The 20,265-nt window shown below is 61.9% G+C and carries 16 protein-coding genes; 15 read left to right on the top strand and 1 reads right to left on the bottom strand.

The features are described from left to right. Positions 1–7: 7 nt before the first annotated feature. On the bottom strand, positions 8–2,653 hold the full coding sequence (gene aceE / locus V6M90_RS00935; RefSeq protein WP_003171281.1) for a pyruvate dehydrogenase (acetyl-transferring), homodimeric type: 2,646 nt from the start codon (positions 2,651–2,653) through the stop codon (positions 8–10). A gap of 383 nt (positions 2,654–3,036) precedes the next feature. Here aceE and glnE point away from each other — a divergent pair, with 383 nt between their 5' ends. The 15 genes from glnE to V6M90_RS00865 all read left to right on the top strand — a co-directional run bounded on the left by glnE (position 3,037) and on the right by V6M90_RS00865 (position 20,255). Then, entirely contained in the window at positions 3,037–5,976 is a 2,940-nt protein-coding gene (gene glnE, locus V6M90_RS00930) for a bifunctional [glutamate--ammonia ligase]-adenylyl-L-tyrosine phosphorylase/[glutamate--ammonia-ligase] adenylyltransferase (protein WP_332845956.1), read from the top strand. Positions 5,977–6,030: 54 nt separating this feature from the next. Next, a complete protein-coding gene (gene waaF / locus V6M90_RS00925; protein WP_141063048.1) occupies positions 6,031–7,065 on the top strand; it encodes a lipopolysaccharide heptosyltransferase II in 1,035 nt (344 codons plus the stop codon). Between the two features lies 1 nt (position 7,066). Beyond that, complete coding sequence (gene waaC / locus V6M90_RS00920) at positions 7,067–8,128, top strand: lipopolysaccharide heptosyltransferase I (protein ID WP_003171285.1); 1,062 nt, start codon at positions 7,067–7,069, stop codon at positions 8,126–8,128. Then, on the top strand, positions 8,128–9,252 hold the full coding sequence (locus tag V6M90_RS00915) for a glycosyltransferase family 4 protein (protein WP_003171286.1): 1,125 nt from the start codon (positions 8,128–8,130) through the stop codon (positions 9,250–9,252). Before waaC ends, V6M90_RS00915 begins: the two co-directional genes overlap by 1 nt. Next, positions 9,249–10,055, top strand: a complete 807-nt coding sequence (rfaP, locus tag V6M90_RS00910) for a lipopolysaccharide core heptose(I) kinase RfaP (protein ID WP_078731283.1) — start codon at positions 9,249–9,251, stop codon at positions 10,053–10,055. Before V6M90_RS00915 ends, rfaP begins: the two co-directional genes overlap by 4 nt. Further along, a complete protein-coding gene (locus V6M90_RS00905) occupies positions 10,055–10,789 on the top strand; it encodes a lipopolysaccharide kinase InaA family protein (RefSeq protein WP_003171289.1) in 735 nt (244 codons plus the stop codon). Before rfaP ends, V6M90_RS00905 begins: the two co-directional genes overlap by 1 nt. Further along, entirely contained in the window at positions 10,786–11,538 is a 753-nt protein-coding gene (locus tag V6M90_RS00900) for a lipopolysaccharide kinase InaA family protein (RefSeq protein ID WP_003171290.1), read from the top strand. Before V6M90_RS00905 ends, V6M90_RS00900 begins: the two co-directional genes overlap by 4 nt. Then, a complete protein-coding gene (locus V6M90_RS00895) occupies positions 11,538–12,977 on the top strand; it encodes a lipopolysaccharide kinase InaA family protein (protein ID WP_332845955.1) in 1,440 nt (479 codons plus the stop codon). The genes V6M90_RS00900 and V6M90_RS00895 overlap by 1 nt, the downstream gene beginning before the upstream one ends. A gap of 87 nt (positions 12,978–13,064) precedes the next feature. Further along, positions 13,065–13,172 carry a YceK/YidQ family lipoprotein gene (locus V6M90_RS30030; RefSeq protein ID WP_408637264.1) on the top strand — a complete coding sequence of 36 codons (108 nt, stop codon included), beginning with the start codon at positions 13,065–13,067 and terminating at the stop codon, positions 13,170–13,172. A gap of 147 nt (positions 13,173–13,319) precedes the next feature. Then, entirely contained in the window at positions 13,320–15,077 is a 1,758-nt protein-coding gene (locus V6M90_RS00890) for a carbamoyltransferase family protein (RefSeq protein WP_141063045.1), read from the top strand. After that, positions 15,061–16,191, top strand: coding sequence for a glycosyltransferase (locus V6M90_RS00885; protein WP_003171294.1), 1,131 nt, complete (start codon positions 15,061–15,063; stop codon positions 16,189–16,191). Before V6M90_RS00890 ends, V6M90_RS00885 begins: the two co-directional genes overlap by 17 nt. After that, positions 16,191–17,087, top strand: coding sequence for a GNAT family N-acetyltransferase (locus V6M90_RS00880; RefSeq protein ID WP_003171296.1), 897 nt, complete (start codon positions 16,191–16,193; stop codon positions 17,085–17,087). The genes V6M90_RS00885 and V6M90_RS00880 overlap by 1 nt, the downstream gene beginning before the upstream one ends. Continuing rightward, complete coding sequence (locus V6M90_RS00875; protein ID WP_305428315.1) at positions 17,084–18,481, top strand: PIG-L deacetylase family protein; 1,398 nt, start codon at positions 17,084–17,086, stop codon at positions 18,479–18,481. Before V6M90_RS00880 ends, V6M90_RS00875 begins: the two co-directional genes overlap by 4 nt. Positions 18,482–18,492: 11 nt before the next feature. Continuing rightward, complete coding sequence (locus V6M90_RS00870; protein WP_332845954.1) at positions 18,493–19,449, top strand: glycosyltransferase family protein; 957 nt, start codon at positions 18,493–18,495, stop codon at positions 19,447–19,449. Positions 19,450–19,490: 41 nt separating this feature from the next. Further along, positions 19,491–20,255 (top strand): glycosyltransferase family 2 protein, encoded by a 765-nt coding sequence (locus V6M90_RS00865; RefSeq protein WP_332845953.1) that lies wholly within the window; start codon positions 19,491–19,493, stop codon positions 20,253–20,255. The last annotated feature ends 10 nt before the right edge of the window (positions 20,256–20,265 follow it).

Raw genomic sequence — 20,265 nt, 5'->3', positions numbered from 1 at the left:
AGTCTCCTCAGCAGTCCAGTGGGTTGCGTTTTTCCGGGTTGATCCCGAACTTGACGATAGCGTCAGCCACCACCTTGGGTTCGATCTCACCACGGTCAGCCAAGGCTTCCAGGGCTGCCAACACCACAAAGTGACGGTCGACTTCGAAGAAGTGACGCAGCTTCTTGCGGCTGTCACTGCGGCCGAAACCGTCGGTGCCCAGGACTTTGAATTCCTTGGACGGGACCCACTGGCGAATTTGTTCAGCAAACAGTTTCATGTAGTCGGTGGAAGCAATGACCGGACCTTTACGGCCGTTCAGGCATTCTTCGACATAGCTCAGTTGTGGCTTCTGACCAGGGTGCAGGCGGTTGTTGCGCTCCACGGCCAGGCCGTCGCGACGCAGTTCGTTGAAGCTGGTAACGCTCCACACGTCGGCGCCGACATTGAACTCGTCGCGCAGGATCTTCGCCGCTTCACGCACTTCGCGCAGGATGGTGCCGGAGCCCATCAGCTGTACGTGGTGCGCCGCTTCCTTGGTGTCTTCCTCGAGCAGGTACATGCCCTTGATGATGCCTTCTTCCACGCCGGCCGGCATGGCTGGCTGCTGGTAGGACTCGTTCATCACGGTGATGTAGTAGAAAACGTCCTGCTGCTCTTCGGTCATCTTCTTCATGCCGTCCTGGATGATCACCGCCAGCTCGTAGCCGTAGGTTGGATCAAAGGTGCGGCAGTTCGGGATGGTGGCAGCCAGGATGTGGCTGTGACCGTCTTCGTGTTGCAGGCCTTCGCCGTTCAGCGTGGTTCTGCCTGCGGTACCGCCGATCAGGAAGCCACGGGTACGGCTGTCGCCGGCTGCCCATGCCAGGTCGCCGATACGCTGGAAACCGAACATCGAGTAGAAAATGTAGAACGGCAGCATCGGCTGGTTGTGGCTGGAGTACGACGTACCGGCTGCGATGAAGGAGCTCATGGCGCCCGCTTCGTTGATGCCTTCTTCGAGTATCTGGCCCTTCTTGTCTTCCTTGTAGAACATCACCTGGTCTTTATCGACTGGCTCGTAGAGCTGGCCGACGGAGGAGTAGATGCCCAACTGGCGGAACATGCCTTCCATACCGAAGGTACGGGCTTCGTCCGGGATGATCGGGACGATGCGCGGGCCGATTTCCTTGTCCTTGACCAACTGCGCGAGGATCCGCACGAAGGCCATGGTGGTGGAGATTTCGCGGTCGCCCGAGCCGTCCAGGATGGCCTTGAGCGTGCTCAGGTCCGGGGTCGGTACGCTGAAGCTGTTGGCGCGGCGCTGTGGCACGAAACCGCCCAGTGCGGTACGACGCTCGCTCAGGTAGCGGGCTTCGGCGCTGTTTGGCTCCGGCTTGAAGAACGGCAGGTTCTCCAGCTCTTCGTCCTTGACCGGGATGTCGAAGCGGTCGCGGAACAACTTCAGGCTGTCGACGTCGACTTTCTTGGTGTTGTGCGCGGTGTTCTTCGCTTCGCCGGCACCGGTGCCATAACCCTTGATGGTCTTGGCCAGGATAACGGTCGGTTGTTCCTTGTGGTTGACCGCTTCGTGGTACGCCGCGTAGACCTTGTACGGGTCGTGGCCGCCACGGTTGAGCTTCCAGATCTCGTCGTCGGACAGGTCGGCAACCATCGCCTTGAGTTCAGGCGTGTTGAAGAAGTGTTCACGCACGAACGCGCCGTCTTTGGCTTTGTAGTTCTGGTACTCGCCGTCGATGACTGCGTCCATCCGGCGTTGCAGGATACCGTCGACATCCTTGGCCAGCAGTGGGTCCCAGAAACGGCCCCAGATGACTTTGGTCACGTTCCATTGCGCGCCGCGGAACACGCCTTCGAGTTCCTGGATGATCTTGCCGTTGCCGCGAACCGGGCCGTCGAGGCGCTGCAGGTTGCAGTTGATGACGAAGATCAGGTTGTCCAGCTTCTCGCGGCCAGCCAGGGAGATGGCACCCAGGGATTCCGGCTCGTCGCACTCGCCGTCGCCCAGGAAGCACCAGACTTTCTGCTTGCCTTCAGGGATGAAACCACGGGCTTCCAGGTACTTCATGAAGCGTGCCTGGTAGATCGCTTGAATTGGACCCAGACCCATGGATACGGTCGGGAACTGCCAGAAATCAGGCATCAGCCAAGGGTGCGGATAGGACGACAGGCCCTGACCGTCGACTTCCTGGCGGAAGTTGTTCATTTGTTCTTCGCTGATGCGACCTTCCATGAACGCACGGGCGTAGACGCCTGGCGAGGTGTGGCCCTGGAAGTAGATCAGGTCGCCGCCGTGTTCGTCGGTCGGGGCCTGGAAGAAGTAGTTGAAGCCGATGTCATACAGGGTTGCGCTGGAGGCGAAGCTGGAGATGTGACCGCCCAGGTCAGAATCTTTCAAGTTCGTGCGCATTACCATCGCCATGGCGTTCCAACGTACCAGCGAGCGAATGCGGCGTTCCATGAACAGGTCGCCAGGCATGCGTGCTTCGTGGGTAACGGGGATGGTGTTGCGGTATGGCGTGGTGATGGCGTAGGGCAGTTGCGAGCCGCTGCGGGTCGCGAGTTCGCCCATACGGGTCATCAGGTAGTGAGCACGGTCTTCGCCTTCTTTGTCGAGAACCGATTCCAGGGCGTCCAGCCATTCCTGGGTTTCGACGGGATCGAGGTCTTGCATGGCTTGCTCCAGGGCGGAAAGGCTACCAGAATCGGTTGCCTGAAGTTTGCGACTGGCCTTGTGGGCAGACGACATAAATTCTTGGATGGCCGAAGGTTGCTTCGGCGTCCTGTAGTTTTACTACAAATCGTCGGCCATTTCAGCCTTTCGAATGTATATACGAGTAGTAAAACTACACAAGACTGAGCGGATTGCTCGGTCTGGCTGGTGAGCATAATCGTTATTGTTGATCTTTTGCGAACAAGAAAAGGTATGGATTTAATGTTGCCTGCCAAAAATTATGAATTTTCAGCTATTTATAACCTTTGTTCGACAGTCCGTCACCGAACGTGGTTCCTGCGTTCACAGCTACACGCCATCTACGCGCCGAACAAGGATAGACCATGAGCCTTCCAACGCTGGCCGACTTGCCTGCCATTCTTCTTCCCATTGCCCAGCGTGCCGAGCAGTCATTTCGTGACGCCGTGGCCACGCTGGACGACGATCATGGCCTTTCTGCGTGGACGCCGCAACGGTGGGCCGACTTCGCCCGCGTGTGCGGCGCCAGTGATTTCGTCATTGAACAGAGTGTTCGTGACCCTTTGATGTTGCTCGAACTGGTCGCCTGGGGCGAACTGGACCGTGGCTTCGCCCCGGGCGAACTGTGCGGGCAAATCGCCGGTGCCGTGCAACAGGCTGAAACAGAAGAGCAACTGGGTCGCCTCTTGCGGCGCCAGCGTACTCGCCAGCAGGTGCGCATCATCTGGCGCGACCTGACGCGTCAGGCCGACCTGGTGCAAACCTGTCGTGACCTCTCCGACATGGCCGACGCCTGCATCGACCAGGCCTACCACTGGCTGTACCAGCGCCACTGCGTGCAGTTCGGCACGCCCACCGGTCGGCGCAGCGGCGAGCCGCAGCACATGGTCGTCCTCGGCATGGGCAAGCTCGGTGCGATGGAGCTGAACCTGTCATCGGATATCGACCTGATCTTCGCCTACCCCGAGGGCGGTGAAACGGTGGGCGTGAAACGCTCGCTGGATAACCAGGAATTTTTCATCCGTCTTGGTCAAAAACTGATCAAGGCCCTCGATCCGATGACCGTCGACGGCTTCGTGTTCCGCGTCGATATGCGCCTGCGTCCCTACGGTTCGGCCGGTGCGCTGGTGCTCAGCTTCAATGCACTGGAGCAGTACTACCAGGACCAGGGCCGCGACTGGGAACGCTACGCCATGATCAAGGCGCGCGTGGTTGCCGGTGATCAGGTAGCCGGTGCGCAGTTGCTGGACATGCTGCGGCCGTTCGTCTATCGCCGCTATCTGGACTTCTCCGCGATCGAAGCGCTGCGCACCATGAAGCAGCTGATCCAGCAGGAAGTGCGGCGCAAAGGCATGGCCGACAACATCAAGCTGGGCGCGGGCGGCATTCGCGAGGTGGAGTTCATTGCCCAGGCGTTCCAGCTGATCCACGGCGGCCGCGACCTCAGCCTGCAGCAGCGGCCATTGCTCAACGTGCTCGGCACCCTCGAAGGCCAGGGCTACCTGCCGCCCGCGGTGATCGCCGAGCTGCGCAACGGCTATGAATTCCTGCGTTACACCGAACACGCGATCCAGGCGATTGCCGACCGACAGACGCAGATGCTCCCGGACGGCCCGCAAGACCAGGCGCGCATTGCCTTTATGCTGGGCTTTGCCGATTGGTCGGCATTCCATGAGCGCCTGATGTACTGGCGCGGTCGGGTGGACTGGCACTTCCGCCAAGTGATTGCCGACCCCGATGAAGAAGAGGGCGAGGAGAGCGAATTGGTCGTGGGCGGCGAGTGGTTGCCGCTGTGGGAAGAGTCGCAGGATGAAGACGCCGCCTGTCGTCAATTGACCGAAGGGGGGTTCAGCGATGCGCCCAAGGCCCTCAAGGCCCTGGCCGGTTTGCGTGGCAGCCCGCAGTTGCGCGCCATGCAACGCCTGGGGCGCGAGCGGCTGGACGCGTTTATCCCGCGCCTGCTGGCCCAGGCGGTTGAGCATGCCGATCCGGACCTGGTGCTGGAGCGCGTATTACCCTTGGTCGAGGCCGTCGCCCGTCGTTCCGCTTACCTGGTGCTGCTCACCGAAAACCCGGACGCCCTGCGTCGCCTGTTGACCCTGTGCGCCGCCAGCCCGTGGATCGCCGAGCAGATCACGCGTTTCCCATTGCTGCTCGACGAACTGCTCAACGAAGGCCGCCTGTTCAAGCCGCCGCTGGCCCCGGAACTGGCCGCCGAACTGCGCGAACGCCTTACACGCATCCCCGAGGATGACCTTGAGCAGCAGATGGAAGCGTTGCGTCACTTTAAGCTCGCCCACCGCCTGCGCGTGGCCGCCTCGGAAATCGCCAGCAGCCTGCCGTTGATGAAGGTCAGCGATTACCTGACCTGGCTTGCCGAAGCCATCCTCGAACAAGTGCTGGCCCTGGCCTGGCGCCAGACCGTGGCGCGCCATGGCTCGCCGCAACGCCTGGACGGCACCCTGTGCGATCCTGGATTCGTCATTGTCGGTTATGGGAAAGTCGGCGGGATCGAACTGGGGCATGGTTCGGACCTGGACCTGGTGTTTATCCACGATGGCGATCCCCATGCTGAAACCGATGGGGCCAAGCCCATCGATGGCGCGCAATTCTTCACCCGTCTGGGCCAGCGCATCATTCATTTGCTGACCACTCAGACCAACTCGGGCCAGTTGTACGAAGTCGACATGCGCCTGCGACCATCCGGTGCTTCCGGTTTGCTGGTGAGTTCCCTTGGCGCCTTTGAGCGGTATCAGGAAAACGAAGCCTGGACCTGGGAGCATCAGGCCCTGATACGTGCGCGGGTGTTGGTCGGCAGTCAGGATGTGGGCCAGGCCTTCGAGCAGGTTCGGGCCAAGGTGTTGGGGCGTGAACGCGACCTGGCGAAGCTGCGCCAGGAGGTCAGCGAGATGCGCGCCAAGATGCGTGACAACCTGGGTACCAAGGGCACGGCGGCCGGTACCGGCGCCAATGCCTTCGAAGCGACGACGGTGTTCGACCTCAAGCAGGACGCCGGAGGTATCGTCGATATTGAATTTATGGTGCAATACGCCGCTTTGGCGTGGTCTGCGCAACATCCATCGTTGCTGCGCTACACCGACAATATTCGCATTCTGGAAGGCCTGGAGCAGGTGGGGTTGATGCCCGCCGCCGATGCCCATCTGCTGCGCGAGGTGTATAAGGCCTACCGTTCCGCCGCGCATCGACAGGCTTTGCAAAACGAGGCCGGTACGGTGCCCGGTGATCAGTTCGCTGACGAACGGCGACAAGTGATGCGTATCTGGCAGACGCTGGGGTTGAGCTGAAACACTATTAGGGCGGGGAGGCATAAGCCTCCCCGCATCGTTTGTGGAAACTACATGAATATTCTGATCGTTGGGCCCAGTTGGGTCGGTGACATGGTGATGGCACAGACACTGTTCCAGTGCCTGCGCCAGCGCCATCCAGACTGCCAGATCGACGTGCTCGCCCCCGAGTGGAGCCGGCCGATCCTTGAGCGCATGCCGCAAGTGCGCAAGGCCTTGAGCTTCCCGCTCGGCCACGGCGCCCTGGAGCTGGCAACGCGCCGTCGCATCGGCAAATCCCTGGCCGGCCAGTACGACCAGGCGATCCTGCTGCCCAACTCGCTCAAGTCGGCGCTGGTGCCGTATTTTGCCGGCATCCCCAAGCGCACCGGCTGGCGCGGCGAGTTCCGCTACGTGCTGCTCAACGATGTGCGCACGCTCGACAAAGCGCGCTACCCGCTGATGATCGAGCGCTTCATGGCCCTGGCCTACGCGCCGGGTGCCGAGTTGCCCAAGCCGTACCCACGCCCGAGTTTGCAGATCGACCCGCTGACCCGCGATGCGGCGCTGGCCAAGTTCGGCCTGAGCCTGGATCGCCCGGTGTTGGCGTTGTGCCCCGGTGCCGAGTTCGGCGAGTCCAAGCGCTGGCCGGCGGAGCACTATGCCAAAGTCGCCGAGACGAAGATTCGCGAAGGCTGGCAGGTGTGGCTGTTCGGCTCGAAAAAAGATCATCCGGTGGGTGAAGACATTCGTCAGCGCCTGATCCCCGGCCTGCGCGAAGAGGCCGTCAACCTCAGTGGCGACACGTCGCTGGCCGAGGCCATCGATTTGCTGTCCTGCGCTGATGCGGTGGTGTCCAACGACTCCGGCCTGATGCACGTGGCAGCGGCGCTGAATCGCCCGCTGGTGGCGGTATATGGCTCCACCTCGCCAGGCTTTACTCCGCCGTTGGCCGACCAGGTCGAAGTGGTGCGCCTGGGCCTCGATTGCAGCCCGTGCTTTGACCGTACCTGCCGTTTCGGCCACTACAATTGCATGCGCCAGCTGTTGCCGCAGCCGGTGAACGAGGCTTTGCAGCGGTTGCAGGGCACTGTGGTCGAGGTTAACTGAGTTGCGGGTACTGGTAATCAAGACCTCATCCCTGGGCGATGTGATCCATGCATTGCCGGCACTCACCGACGCGGCGCGGGCGATCCCCGGCATTCAATTCGACTGGGTGGTGGAAGAGGGCTTTGCCGAAATTCCCACCTGGCACCCGGCGGTGGACAAAGTGATCCCGGTGGCGATTCGCCGCTGGCGCAAGAACCTCTGGCAAACCCTCAAGAACGGTGAGTGGCGGCGCTTCAAGCAGCAAGTCCAGTCGACCAAATACGATCTGGTGATCGATGCCCAGGGCCTGCTCAAAAGCGCCTGGCTGACTCGCTACGTGCGCGCGCCGGTGGCGGGTTTCGACAAAAGCTCCGCCCGTGAACCGCTCGCTGCGCGTTTCTATTCGCGACGCCTGGCCGTGGCCCGTGGGCAGCATGCGGTGGAGCGTCTGCGCCAATTGTTCGCCGTGGCGCTGGGGTATGACTTGCCCAAAGGCCTGGGCGACTACGGCTTGAGCACCGACAAGCTGCTCGGCCTGCCGCCCAAAAAACCATTTGTGCTGCTATTGCACGGCACCACCTGGGACACCAAGCACTGGCCCGAAGCCTACTGGCGCGAGCTGGCCGAGCGCATGGGGCGGCTGGGCGTGGACGTAAAATTGCCCTGGGGTAACTCCGCCGAAAAGGCCCGCGCCGAACGCCTGGCCCAAGGCCTGGACAATGCCGAAGTGTTGCCCAAGCTCAACCTGGCCGGTGTGGCCCGCGTACTGGCCGGTGCCCGTGCCTGCGTAGCGGTGGACACGGGTCTTGGTCATTTGGCCGCCGCATTGGATGTGCCGACCATTTCCCTGTTCGGCCCCACCAATCCCGGCCTGACCGGTGCCTACGGCAAGGGCCAGATTCACTTGGCCAGCGACTGGTCGTGCGCGCCGTGCCTGCAAAAGCACTGTACCTATCAACCGACGGCCGACGACCTGCGTCGGTTCGACATCAAGCGCGAGTCGCCCCTGTGCTTCACGCGCCTGAATCCTGAGCGTGTGGCCAGCCGACTGAGCACGTTGTTATTGGCTGAGGAGCTGCACTGATGCAACTGGCTTTTGTTCTGTACAAATACTTTCCCTTCGGTGGCCTGCAGCGTGACTTCATGCGCATCGCCCTGGAGTGTCAGCAGCGCGGCCATCAGATTCGTGTGTACACGCTGATCTGGGAGGGCGATATCCCGCCCGGTTTCGAAGTGCTGGTGGCGCCGGTCAAGGCGTTCCTCAATCATCGGCGCAACGAGAAACTCAGTGCGTGGATGGAAGCCGACCTGGCCAAGCGCCCGGTGGATCGTCTGATCGGCTTCAACAAAATGCCCGGCCTGGACGTGTACTACGCCGCCGATGGCTGCTTTGAAGACAAGGCGCAAAACCTGCGGCATTCGCTGTACCGCTATTTTGGCCGCTACAAGCACTTTGCCGACTACGAACGCGCAGTGTTCGCCAAAGACGCCAAGACCGAAGTCCTGATGATTTCCGAAGTGCAGCAGCCGCTGTTCATCAAACACTACGACACCCCGCTGGAACGCTTCCACCTGCTGCCGCCGGGTATCGCCCAGGACCGTCGCGCACCGCCGAACGCGGCCGAGATCCGCGAAGGGTTTCGCAAGGAATTCAACCTCGGCGATGACGACCTGTTGCTGGTGCAAATCGGCTCGGGCTTCAAGACCAAGGGCGTCGACCGCAGCCTCAAGGCTGTGGCCGCCTTGCCCGCGGAACTGAAGAAACGCACCCGTCTGTTTGTAATCGGCCAGGACGACCCCAAAGTATTCCAATTGCAGAGCGCCACGTTGGGCTTGGGCGATAACGTGCAGTTCCTCAAGGGACGCAGCGACATTCCGCGTTTCCTGCTGGGCGCCGACCTGTTGATCCACCCGGCGTACAACGAAAATACCGGCACCGTGTTGCTCGAAGCCCTGGTGGCCGGCCTGCCGGTGCTGGTCTCGGCGGTGTGTGGTTATGCCCATTACATCAATGAGGCCGACAGCGGCCTGGTGCTGGATGAGCCGTTTGAACAAGCGCAGCTCAACGGCTACCTGGTACGTATGTTGAGTGACGCTGCACAGCGCGCGGCCTGGAGCCGCAATGGGTTGGCCTTCGCCGAGACGGCCGACCTCTACAGCATGCCGCAGCACGCTGCGGATGTGATTCTGGCGGAGCCAAAACCATGAAGTTGATGCTTGCCGAACCGTTCAAGACCCTCTGGGCCGGGCGCGATGCGTTCGCCGCCGTCGAGGCGCTGGAAGGCGAGGTGTACCGTGAACTCGAAGCGCGTCGCACCTTGCGTACCGAGGTGGATGGCCGTGGCTATTTCGTGAAGATTCACCGTGGCATCGGCTGGGGCGAGATCGTCAAGAACCTGGTCACCGCCAAACTCCCGGTATTGGGCGCCGGCCAGGAATGGCTGGCGATCCAGCGCTTGCAGGCATTGGGTGTGCCGACCATGACCGCGGTGGCTTATGGCGAGCGCGGCAGCAACCCGGCCGATCAGCATTCGTTCATCGTCACCGAGGAGTTGGCGCCCACCGTCAGCCTGGAAGATTTCAGCATCGACTGGCGCAAACAGCCGCCCGAGCCACGTCTCAAGCGTGCGCTGATCGCCGAAGTGGCGCGCATGACGGGCATGATGCATCGCGGCGGGGTCAACCATCGCGACTGCTACATCTGCCATTTCCTGTTGCACACTGACACGCCGGTGACCGCCGACCACTTCAAACTTTCGGTGATCGACCTGCACCGCGCCCAGACCCGCGACAAGATCAGTCATCGCTGGCGCGACAAGGACCTGGCCGCGCTGTACTTCTCGGCGCTGGACATCGGCCTGACCCGCCGTGACAAGCTGCGCTTTCTCAAGGGCTACTTCCAGCAGCCGTTGCGCCAGATCCTGGCCGAAGAAAGCGCGTTGTTGCAGTGGCTGCAAGCCAAGGCCGACAAGCTCTACGCACGCAAGCAGCGATATGGAGATGCGCTCTGATGGCGGGTTGGATCCTGGAACCTGCGTACGCCAACCTGGCGGATGATTTCGGCAGCCTCGAAGCGGTGTTCGCCCTGCAAGGCGAGCGCCTGACCCGCGACCCGTTGTCGGAGGTGATCCGGGTGCAGCGCGGTGGGGTCAATTACTACGTCAAGCGCTACGTCGGCGCCGGCAAGGGCCTGCGACGCTACCTGGGCAAGCCGCGGGTCAAGTCCGAATGGCAGAACCTCAAGCGCTTCGCCAAGTGGGGCATACCCACCGCCGACGTGGTGGCCTGGGGCCTGGAGCGCAACGGCCTGGCCTATGACCGTGGCGCGATGATCACCCGCGAGTTGCCACGCACCGAAGACCTCTCGGTGCTGGCCGAGCACCGCGATGCGCGCCTGCGCGACCCCAAATGGGTCGATGCGGTCAGCCGCCAGCTCGCCGAATACACGCGCACCATGCACGATCATCGCTTCACCCATAACGATTTGAAGTGGCGCAACCTGCTGGTCGATGATCAGTCGACTCTGTATTTGATCGACTGCCCCAACGGCGATTTCTGGCGTGGTTTCTGGCTCAAATACCGCATCACCAAGGACCTGGCTTGCCTGGACAAAGTGGCCAAGTATCACCTGTCGGCCACCCAGCGCCTGCGTTTCTACTTGCAGTACCGTGGCAGTCGGCACCTGAGTGATTCGGACAAACGGCGGATTCGCCACGTGGTGAAGTTTTTCGAGGGGCGCGAATGAGTGATTTTCTGGCGGCTGAAGACCGTGCCGTGCTGGAGCGTAACGGCCTGGCGACATTCGACGCGCTGTGGGCCAAGCAACTGGACGCCGTCGACGAGCCGAACACCAGTCGCGGCGGTTGGAGCAGTGTGTTCCGCCTGGAGATAGAGGGCCACGGGTATTACCTCAAGCGCCAGAGCAACTACCTCACCCGCAGTCTGCACCGGCCGTTGGGCGAGCCGAGTTTCTCCCGCGAATTTCGCAATATCAGCCGTTATCGCACGCTGGGCATCCCGGCTCTGCAGGCGGCGTTCTATGGCGAACGCAAGGTGGCTGGCGAACACCGCGCGATGTTGCTGACCCGTGCCCTGGATGGCTGGAACGACCTGGATTCGGTGCTGGAGCAATGGCCGCAACTGAGCGACGCCCAACACCGGGCCATCCTGCTGGCCTGTGGCCGGCTGGCGCGCCGGCTGCATGGCGTGGGCCAGGTGCATGGCTGTTTTTACCCCAAGCATATTTTTTTGCAGGCGACCGGTGACGGTTACGCCGCGCAGTTGATCGACCTGGAGAAAACCCGCCCGTTGCTGTTCGGCTGGCGTGACCGGGTCAAGGACCTGGAGCCGCTGTTGCGCCGCGCACCGCAGTGGTCGAACGCGCAGGTGCGCCAATTGCTGGCGGCTTATCTCGACCAGCCTGAAGACAGTCCGCTGGTCGCCACCTGGCTGCAGCGCCTGACGAAGCGGCGTAGCCACAAGGAGAACCGCTGATGCGCCTGTCCGAGCTGAAAAAGGCCGGCCGCACCCTGAGCCTGCCCCTGACCCTCGACCTTGCGGACGCCGTCGGCCCCGGCCAGTTGCAACTGCTGAGCCTGTTGCGTGTATTGCCGGGCGAGCGTTACGTGGGCGCGGCGGTCTGGCGCGGGCGTGCGGTGCTGGCCAAGTTATTGGTGGGCAGCAAGGCCGCGCGGCATTTTCAGCGTGAACTCACGGGCGTGCGCCTGCTGGCCGAACACGGCCTGACCACCCCCCGGTTGCTCGCCGATGGCTTGCAGGAAGGCGAGGGCGGTTGGTTGCTGTTCGAGTTCCTCGAAGGCGCCGAAAGCCTGGCCGATGCCTGGCAGGCCGTCGAAGCGCTGCCGCCGCTGGCCGACGAACAAACCGCGGTGCTCGCCGAAGCGCTGGGTGCGATCGCGCAGATGCACAGCAAAGGGCTGTGGCAGGAAGACCTGCATCTGGACAACCTGCTGCGCCAGGACGGCAAGCTGTACTTGATCGACGGTGCGGGCATCCGTGTCGAAGAAGCTGGTAAACCGCTGTCGCGCAACCGAGTACTGGAAAACCTCGGCGTGTTTTTCGCCCAATTGCCGAAAAACCTCGAGCCGTTTACCGAGGAACTGCTGGTGTATTACCTGCTCGGCAACAGTGAGCACGCGTTGCCGCTGCAAGCGCTGGAAAAACAGGTGCGCAAGGTCAGTGCCTGGCGCTTGAAGGACTTTTTGAACAAGGCCGGCCGTGAATGCACGCTGTTCAGCGTAGTGCGCGGTGCGTTTGGTTTGCGCGCGATTCGTCGCGAAGAAGAGCCTGCGATGCTGCCGGTGCTGGAACAGGCCGATGCGCTGCTCGACCGCGGCCACCTGTACAAGACCGGCGGTGCCGCCAGCGTGGCCAAGGTCGAGGTGGCCGGTCGTCCGTTGGTGATCAAGCGTTACAACATCAAGGGGTTCGCCCATTGGCTCAAACGCTTCTGGCGCCCAAGCCGCGCCTGGCACTCCTGGCGTGAAGGCAACCGCCTGGCGTTCCTGGGTATCGCCACGCCCAAGCCACTGGCCGTATTGGAAAAGCGCGTTTTCTGGCTGCGCAGCCGTGCCTACCTGATCACCGAATACCTGCCGGGCCCGGACATCATCGAGCGCTTTGCGCCCTACATCGACAACGGTGACGTGCCGGAAAGCGAATTGCTGGCCCTGGACCACCTGTTTGCCCAACTTATTGGCGAGCGCATCAGCCATGGGGATTTCAAGGGCCACAACCTGTTCTGGCACGAGGACCGTTGGGCGCTGATTGATCTGGATTCGGTCTGTCAGCACAGCTCAGCCGCCAGTTTCGCACCGGCGTATGCCAGGGATCGGGCGCGGTTCATGCGTAACTGGCCGCAGGACAGTGCGTTGTACCAACTGATTGATCAGCGGTTGCCCAGGCAAGTGTGATGGTTCCCCGTGCTTCACGTGAGAGGCCTGTATTGATCGTTCCCACGCGCGCGTGGGAACGATCGTATTACCGGATTCATTCCCGGCGTGCCCTGGGCCGTTCTCGACTTGCCTGTCTCCGGCGTCCTCGACACGCTCATTCTCCCCTATACGATCTACCGGCAAAGTGCCCACGGCAGCCTTGAACTCCGTTAGTTCCTAATGGCTTGCCGCTTGCCGCTAACAGCTTTCGTCTGCTTTTAAGCTATAATCCCGCCCTTTAGCTGTTTCCTGCCCAGGCGGGAAGCACACTTTTTTCAGGCGCGACCCGCCTGCATGCAGACTAAAAGAGGCTAGACCCCTGTGGCATTGACGATTCTTGGCCTGTCCGGCGCCCTTAGCCATGATCCTTCCGCAGCCCTGTATATCGACGGCAAGCTGATCGCGGCCGCCGAAGAAGAGCGCTTCGTACGCGACAAACATGCAAAGAACCGCATGCCCTACGAGTCGGCGAAGTTCTGCCTGGAACAGGCCGGCATCAAGCCTTCCGACGTTGACGTGGTGGCGATCCCGTTCGCTCCGATCAGTCTGTTCGGCGAGGCGCGCTGGCACTACGCCAAGCGTTACTGGTATGCCCCGGACCGCGCCCTCGACGCGATCCTGATGGGCAACCGTCGCTACAAGCGCTACCGCAACAAGATCGTCTGGTGCCTGGAGCAACTGGGCTTCGATCCGAAGAAAATCAAGATCGAACCGGTTGAGCACCACCTGGCCCACGCCTCCAGTGCTTACCACTGCTCGGGCTTCCAGGAAAAAACCGCGATCCTCGGTATCGACGGTAAGGGTGAGTACGCCACCACGTTCTTCGGCTACGGCGAAAACGGCAAGATCCACAAGATCAAGGAATTCTACGACCCGGACTCCCTCGGCGGCCTGTACGGCGCGATCACCGAGTTCCTCGGTTTCGAGATGCTCGACGGTGAGTTCAAGGTCATGGGCATGGCGCCGTACGGCGACGCCAGCAAATACGATTTCTCGCGCCTGGCTTCGTTTGAAAACGGCGAACTGGTGATCAACACCGACTACGCCAACGTCATCGGCCTGCGCCGCTATAAAGAAAAGGGCAAGGGTTTCTACTTCTCACCAAAACTGATCGAGTGGCTGGGGCCCAAGCGCGAAGGCGATATCGCCGACGAACCCTACATCCATTATGCCGCCAGCATGCAAGCCTTGTTCGAGAAGCTGGCCCTGCAGATGATCGACCACTACCTGGGCGACATCCTCAAGGACACCGGCAAACTCGCCTTCGCCGGCGGCTGCGCGCTGAACGTCAAGTTGAACCAGAAGATCATTGCCCGCGACGACGTCAAGGAGCTGTTCGTGCAGCCGGCGTCCGGTGATGCCGGCACCGCCGTCGGTGCGGCTGCCTATGTGTCGCATGCCCGTGGTGTACCGGTGGAGAAGATGGAACACGTCTATCTCGGCCCGTCCTACAGCAACGAGGATGTGATCGCCGCGTGCGCCAGGCACGAGAGCAAGCCGAACTGGCGCAAGATCGAGAACATGCCCCAGCGCATCGCCAAGATCATGGTCGACGGCAACCCGGTGGCCTGGTTCCAGGGCCGCATGGAGTTTGGCCCGCGTGCGTTGGGCGGTCGTTCGATCATCGGGTGCCCGAGCGCAACCGGCGTTGCGGATCGCATCAACCACCAGATCAAGTTCCGCGAGCGCTGGAGGCCTTTCTGCCCGTCGATGCTCGACACCGTGGCCCCGCAGATGATCAAGGTCGATCACCCTGCGCCGTTCATGACCTTCACCTTTGAAGTCGCCGAAGAATGGAAGGCCCGTGTGCCGGAAGTGGTCCATGAAGATGGCACCTCCCGCGCCCAGGTGCTCAAGCGCGAATACAACCCGCGTTACTACGACATGATGAAAGAGCTCGAAGTGCTGACCGGCAACGGCGTGTCGCTGAACACCTCGCTCAACCGTCGTGGCGAAGCGATGATCTGCTCGCCGAAAGACGCGCTGGACATGTTCTTCGGTTCCGACCTGCAATACCTGATCATGGAAGACATCCTGGTCGTCAAAGACGGCGTGGACCCTTATGACGCGCTCGGCTGACCGCCACGTCCTGCAGTTCTGCCACGGTTATGACGGGCCGTTCCTGGACTGCGCGCGGCAATACGCCAGTTTGTTCGCAGGCACAGGCTACAAGGTGACCACGGTGTTTCTCACCGGGGTCGCCGATCCGCGTGTCGCCGCCGGCTGTGCCTCGGACGAGGTGTTGTTCATGGAATTCAGCTCCAAGGCCATTCGTGGCCTGAAGCTGGGCGCCATCCGTGAACTGCGCAGGATCGCCGCATCGCGCAATTTCAGTCTGTGTATCGCTCACCGCTTCAAGCCGATCTACATCGCCTTGCTCGGCACGCGCCTGCCGGTGATCGGTGTGCATCACGCCTTTGGTGATTATCAACGCGGCAGCCGCAGGTTGTTTGCCGGGATTTTCCGCAAGCGCCTGAGCCTGCTGGGCGTATCCGACGCGGTGCGTGACGACATGCGCCGCTGCCTGCCGGCGTGGCCTGCGGCGCGTATCCAGACCTTGTACAACCGTATCGATGTTGACGCGTTACAGGCCATCCAGGCACCTGTGGACCAAGCGCGTGATGCCTTGGGGCTGTCGCCGGATGAATGGGTGATCGGCAATGTCGGCCGCCTGCACCCGGACAAGGACCAGTCCACGCTGCTCAAGGGCTTTGCCCTGGCGTTGCCGCATTTGCCGGCGCAAAGCCGCCTGGCGATCCTCGGCACCGGGCGTCTTGAACAAGCGCTCAAGGATCAGGCGCGTGAGTTGGGGATAGCCGACAAGGTGCTGTTCCTTGGCCAGGTGCCGGATGCGCGCCGCTATTTCCGCGCGTTCGATGTGTTTGCCCTGAGTTCCGACCATGAACCGTTCGGCATGGTGCTGCTCGAAGCCATGGCGGCCGGCGTGCCGTTGCTGGCTACGGCCTGTGGCGGGGCGAAAGAAGTGGTCGAAGGCGTGGGTATCCTGTTTCCCTTCGGCGACGCCGAGCACCTCGCCCAGGGGCTGCGGCACCTGGCGGCCATGGATCGGCAGCAGCAACGCCAGTGCGCCGAGATGATGCTGGAGCGCCTGCGCACGCAGTTCTCGGATCAGGCGGTACGCGATACCTTCTGGCAACTGCCGCACGTTATTGAACTGACCGCGGGGGCTTGATGCTCAATCGATTCCAAGGCTGGCGCGAGCGGGGCTGGTCCGTCGTCGACGCACCGGCCTACAGCGAGGCATGGCAGCGTTTTGGCGGCAGCGTCGCGACCCATCCGCAGGTGATCGAGCGCCTGGCCGGGCTGGCCGATATCCCGGTGCGTTACCTGGCCTGGGAGTCGGGCGGGGAACGCCAGGCCTGCATCGCCACCTGGGGCCGCGACCTGGCGCTGTCCAAGGATGTCCTCAAGAAAAACGGCAAGAAAGGCCTGTTCGACCTGGGTAATGCCGAGTTGATCCTGCCGGCCGCCGCCAATGCCCAGGTGCCGTTGCGGCATCGGGCGCGCTACCTGTCGACCTTGAACGAAGGCCGTTTCAGCGGTCTCAGGCCCCAGGCCGAGCAGTTGGCCATGGCCCGCACTCCGGAAGAGCTGTCGAAGAAGTTTCGCTACAACCAGCGCCGCGAACTGCGCCTGCTGGAAGAGGCCGGCGGTGTGGTGCGGCCGGTGAGCGAGTTTTCCAGTACCGAGCTGGCGGCCATCTATTGCGATCTGTTCCTGCGCCGCTGGGGCTTTGTCGCCACGGGCGCCGAGCACATGGCCGAGGTAATCGAGCTGCTGCGCGAGTGGCTGATCGGTTCGGTCATCTTCCTCAACGACGCACCTATTGCGGTGCAGTTGGTGTACCGGGTCGAGTCGCCCGAGTGGATCAGCGTGGAGTACGTCAACGGTGGCGTCGACCCCGAGACCCGTGCGTTCAGTCCGGGCAGCGTGTTGAGCTTCCTCAATACGCAGAGCGCTTGGGAACAGGCCCGCGAAGTCGGCAAACCGCTGCGCTTTTCCTTCGGGCGCGCCGACCGTGAATACAAGGACCGTTGGTGCAACGCTGTACCGGTGCTGAGCGTATGAGCCGCAAACAGCAGTTGCTCAAGCGCCATCGGCGTAATAAGCGGGTTGGCCTGCTGATCGGTCTGTTGCTGCTGGTGATCATCGGTGTCTGGGTGGCCTGGTGGTTGCCGTTTGTCCTTGGCGTGCTGGCCTGGGTCGCCCATGAGGCCTGGTTTGCCGACCACCTGTTTTATGCCCCTGGCGAAGACTATCAATACCGGTTTGCGGCGGACGCCGAGGTGGCCGGGGTTCGCTTTGAAGGCGGGCGACTGCTGGCGGACCAGCCCTTGGCGGCCGATGCGACTCTGGTGCTGGCCGTTAAAATCAAGGGCGGCTGGCTGGGGCGTTTTTTCGACCCCGTCGTTGAGGTTTCGGGAGGCGACAGCCCGGATCGCCAGGCATTCGAGCGCGGCGTGAACGGTGTGCGTTACCTTAACCTCAGTGGCTTGGCGCCTGTGCTGATGGCGGGTGAGCTGCGGTTGCGCGGGCGGTTCTGCAGCGTGCAGGGCACACCAAGGCTATGGGCCTGGCGCCATCCGGATTACTCGGCGCAGCGCGTGATGGTGATCGCGCCCCATGCCGACGATGCGGAACTGGCCGCGTTCGGTTTTTACAGCCAGGCGCAAGCGCCGTGGATCGTGACCCTCACGGCCGGTGAAATCGAAGCCGAGCACTATCGGCACATGGGCCTGGACCCGGTCGAAGCCTCGCGGCTCAAAGGTCGCTTGCGTGCCTGGGACAGCATCGCCGTGCCGCGTTGGGCCGGGGTGCCCGAGGCGCAGTGTGTGCAGTTGGGCTACTTCTGCCTGCAACTGCCGGCGATGCGCGCTACGCCGGATCAGCCGGTTGCTTCACGGGAAGCCGACCTGACGGATATTCGTTTGTTTCGCCAGTTCAATCCGTTCCCCTTGCCGGCGGATCAAGACGGCTTGCCGACCTGGAACAACCTGCTGGCCGATCTTCGCCAGTTACTGTTGACCGCACGCCCCGAGGTGATCGTATTGCCTCATCCGATCCTCGACCCACATCCGGATCACATCTGCGCGCAGCAGGCCGTGATGGAGGCGTTGGCGGGGTTGGAGTGGCAACCGGCGACTGTCCTGGGTTACGCCAATCACCTGCATGACAACGACCGCTGGCCCATGGGCGACGCCGGCACCGGTATCGCCTTGCCGCCGCAGTTCGACGACGCGCTTGAGTTACGTCCGTGCAGCCTGCCGCTGTCGCTGGCGCAGCAGCGCGACAAGGCCATGGCGCTTGGCATGATGCACGACCTGCAACCCCCAGCGCCGTTCAAGCGCCGTGTGCGGCGCTGGCTGCAGCGCGTATTGGCGGGGCGGTCGCGGTCGCCGTATGGTGAGAACGAGTTTTTCCGCAAGGCCGTACGACGGCATGAGTTGTTCTGGCGTTTGTGAAAGGAAAAGTCATGAGAGTTTTGTTTCTGGTCCAGAAAGAACAGCGCGCCATTCTGGATCGCTTGTACGACGGCATTGCCGAACACTGCGAATGCGATACCCGCTGGTTGAGCAGTGACGAGCAACGCAACCTGCGCGGATATTTCCGGCGTGAAGTCGATGTGAGCCGCTATGACCGCATTGTGTTCTTCCTGCGCTTCAAACAGGAGATTCGCCAGGCCGGTTTTATCCGCACCATCCCGAACCTGGTGATCCTCGAACACGATGCCTATCAGAACTACATTCCGTGCAAATACACCGGCAAGTTCAGTGCGCACTACCGCCGCTTGCCCTGGGCGCGGGTGATCAGCTCGGGGTACATGGTCACCGAGCGCCTGCGCGCCGAAGGCTTCGACGCGGTGTTCGTGCCCAAGGGCTACGACCAGGCACTGCTGCAGCCACAGGATCGTGAGCGGGACATGGAACTGGCGTTTGTCGGCAGTACCAACAGCGTGGCCTACAGTGGTCGCAAGGCGTTGCTCGATGAGCTGGCCAAGGTTGAACCTTTGGTGGTGACGCGCACCAAATCCGGTGAGGAATACTGCGCGACCCTCAACCGCATCCGTTTTTTCGTCAGTGCCGATGTGGGCATGGGCGAATACATGATCAAGAATTTCGAGGCCATGGCCTGCGGCTGCGTGTTGCTGGCATTTGACCAGGGCGCGGCGGAAAACGCGGCGCTGGGTTTCAAAGACATGGTCAATGTGGTGTTCTACAAGGACATCCCTCAATTGCAGGAAAAGCTCGCGATCTTGCGCGCCAACCCGCAGTTGGCCGCAGACATTGCGCGCAGCGGGCAAACGCTGGCTGTGAGCGAGTTCAGTTTTGCACGTATTGGCCAGCGCATTGTCGAGGCACTTGCTCCCCCGCTGCGGGCGCGTGCTCCATTGAGCTTGATGGAAAGGCTGCGCCTGAAACTGGGCATGTGATTAAGGCCAAATGACGGCCATATAATATTATCGAGGCTTGGATGCAATTCTCAGATCAGAGCGACATAACGCTTGTCGTCACCAGTTGCGGCCGTTTCGATTTGTTGAAGCGCACGCTTGAGAGCTTCGACCTGTTCAACACGGCGGATATCCGTGAAGTCCTGATTACCGAAGACGCCGGTGACGACGCGGTACGTCTGGCGATTCCCGAACACTGGCGCAGCCACTGCACTTTTTTCGTCAACCGGCCAAAGCTTGGGCAACTGGCATCCATCGACCTGGCTTACGCGTCGGTCAAGACGGCCTACATCTTCCATTGCGAGGATGACTGGGCGTTTTATCGACCGGGTTTTGTCGAGGACTCCAAGACGGTACTGGAGCAGCGTCCCGATATTCTCCAGGTCTGGTTGCGCAACTATGTGTACGACTTGCAGGTGCACAGCCCCTATATTCATCTGGGGCCGCGCGAAGTGATCGGCGGGGTGCCGTGTTATCCGTTGCTGTCCGACAAGCCCGAGTGGCAGGGGTTCTCGCTGAACCCTGGCCTGCGGCGGATCAAGGAGTACCGCTTGTGCGCACCCTATGCGGGGTTCGCGGGCGAGAAGGGGCTTTCCAAGCGTTACGCACAGTTGAACCTGGCGGCCGTGACCCTGGAAGGCGATGCGGTCCTGCATACCGGTTTCGGTTTGCATGTGTCGACGGCGGAAGAGCGCTTGACCAAAGCGCGACGCAAGCGGCGAGAGCGGATCAAGCTGGCGGTCATGCTGGTCCTTGGGGTCGGCATCGGTTGGTTGATCCATCTGTAGACCCGATTAG

Source organism: Pseudomonas lactucae (genome assembly GCF_036688725.1).
In the GTDB taxonomy this organism is placed as follows: Bacteria; Pseudomonadota; Gammaproteobacteria; order Pseudomonadales; family Pseudomonadaceae; genus Aquipseudomonas; species Aquipseudomonas lactucae.
This window is presented reverse-complemented; position numbering and strand designations above follow the sequence as displayed.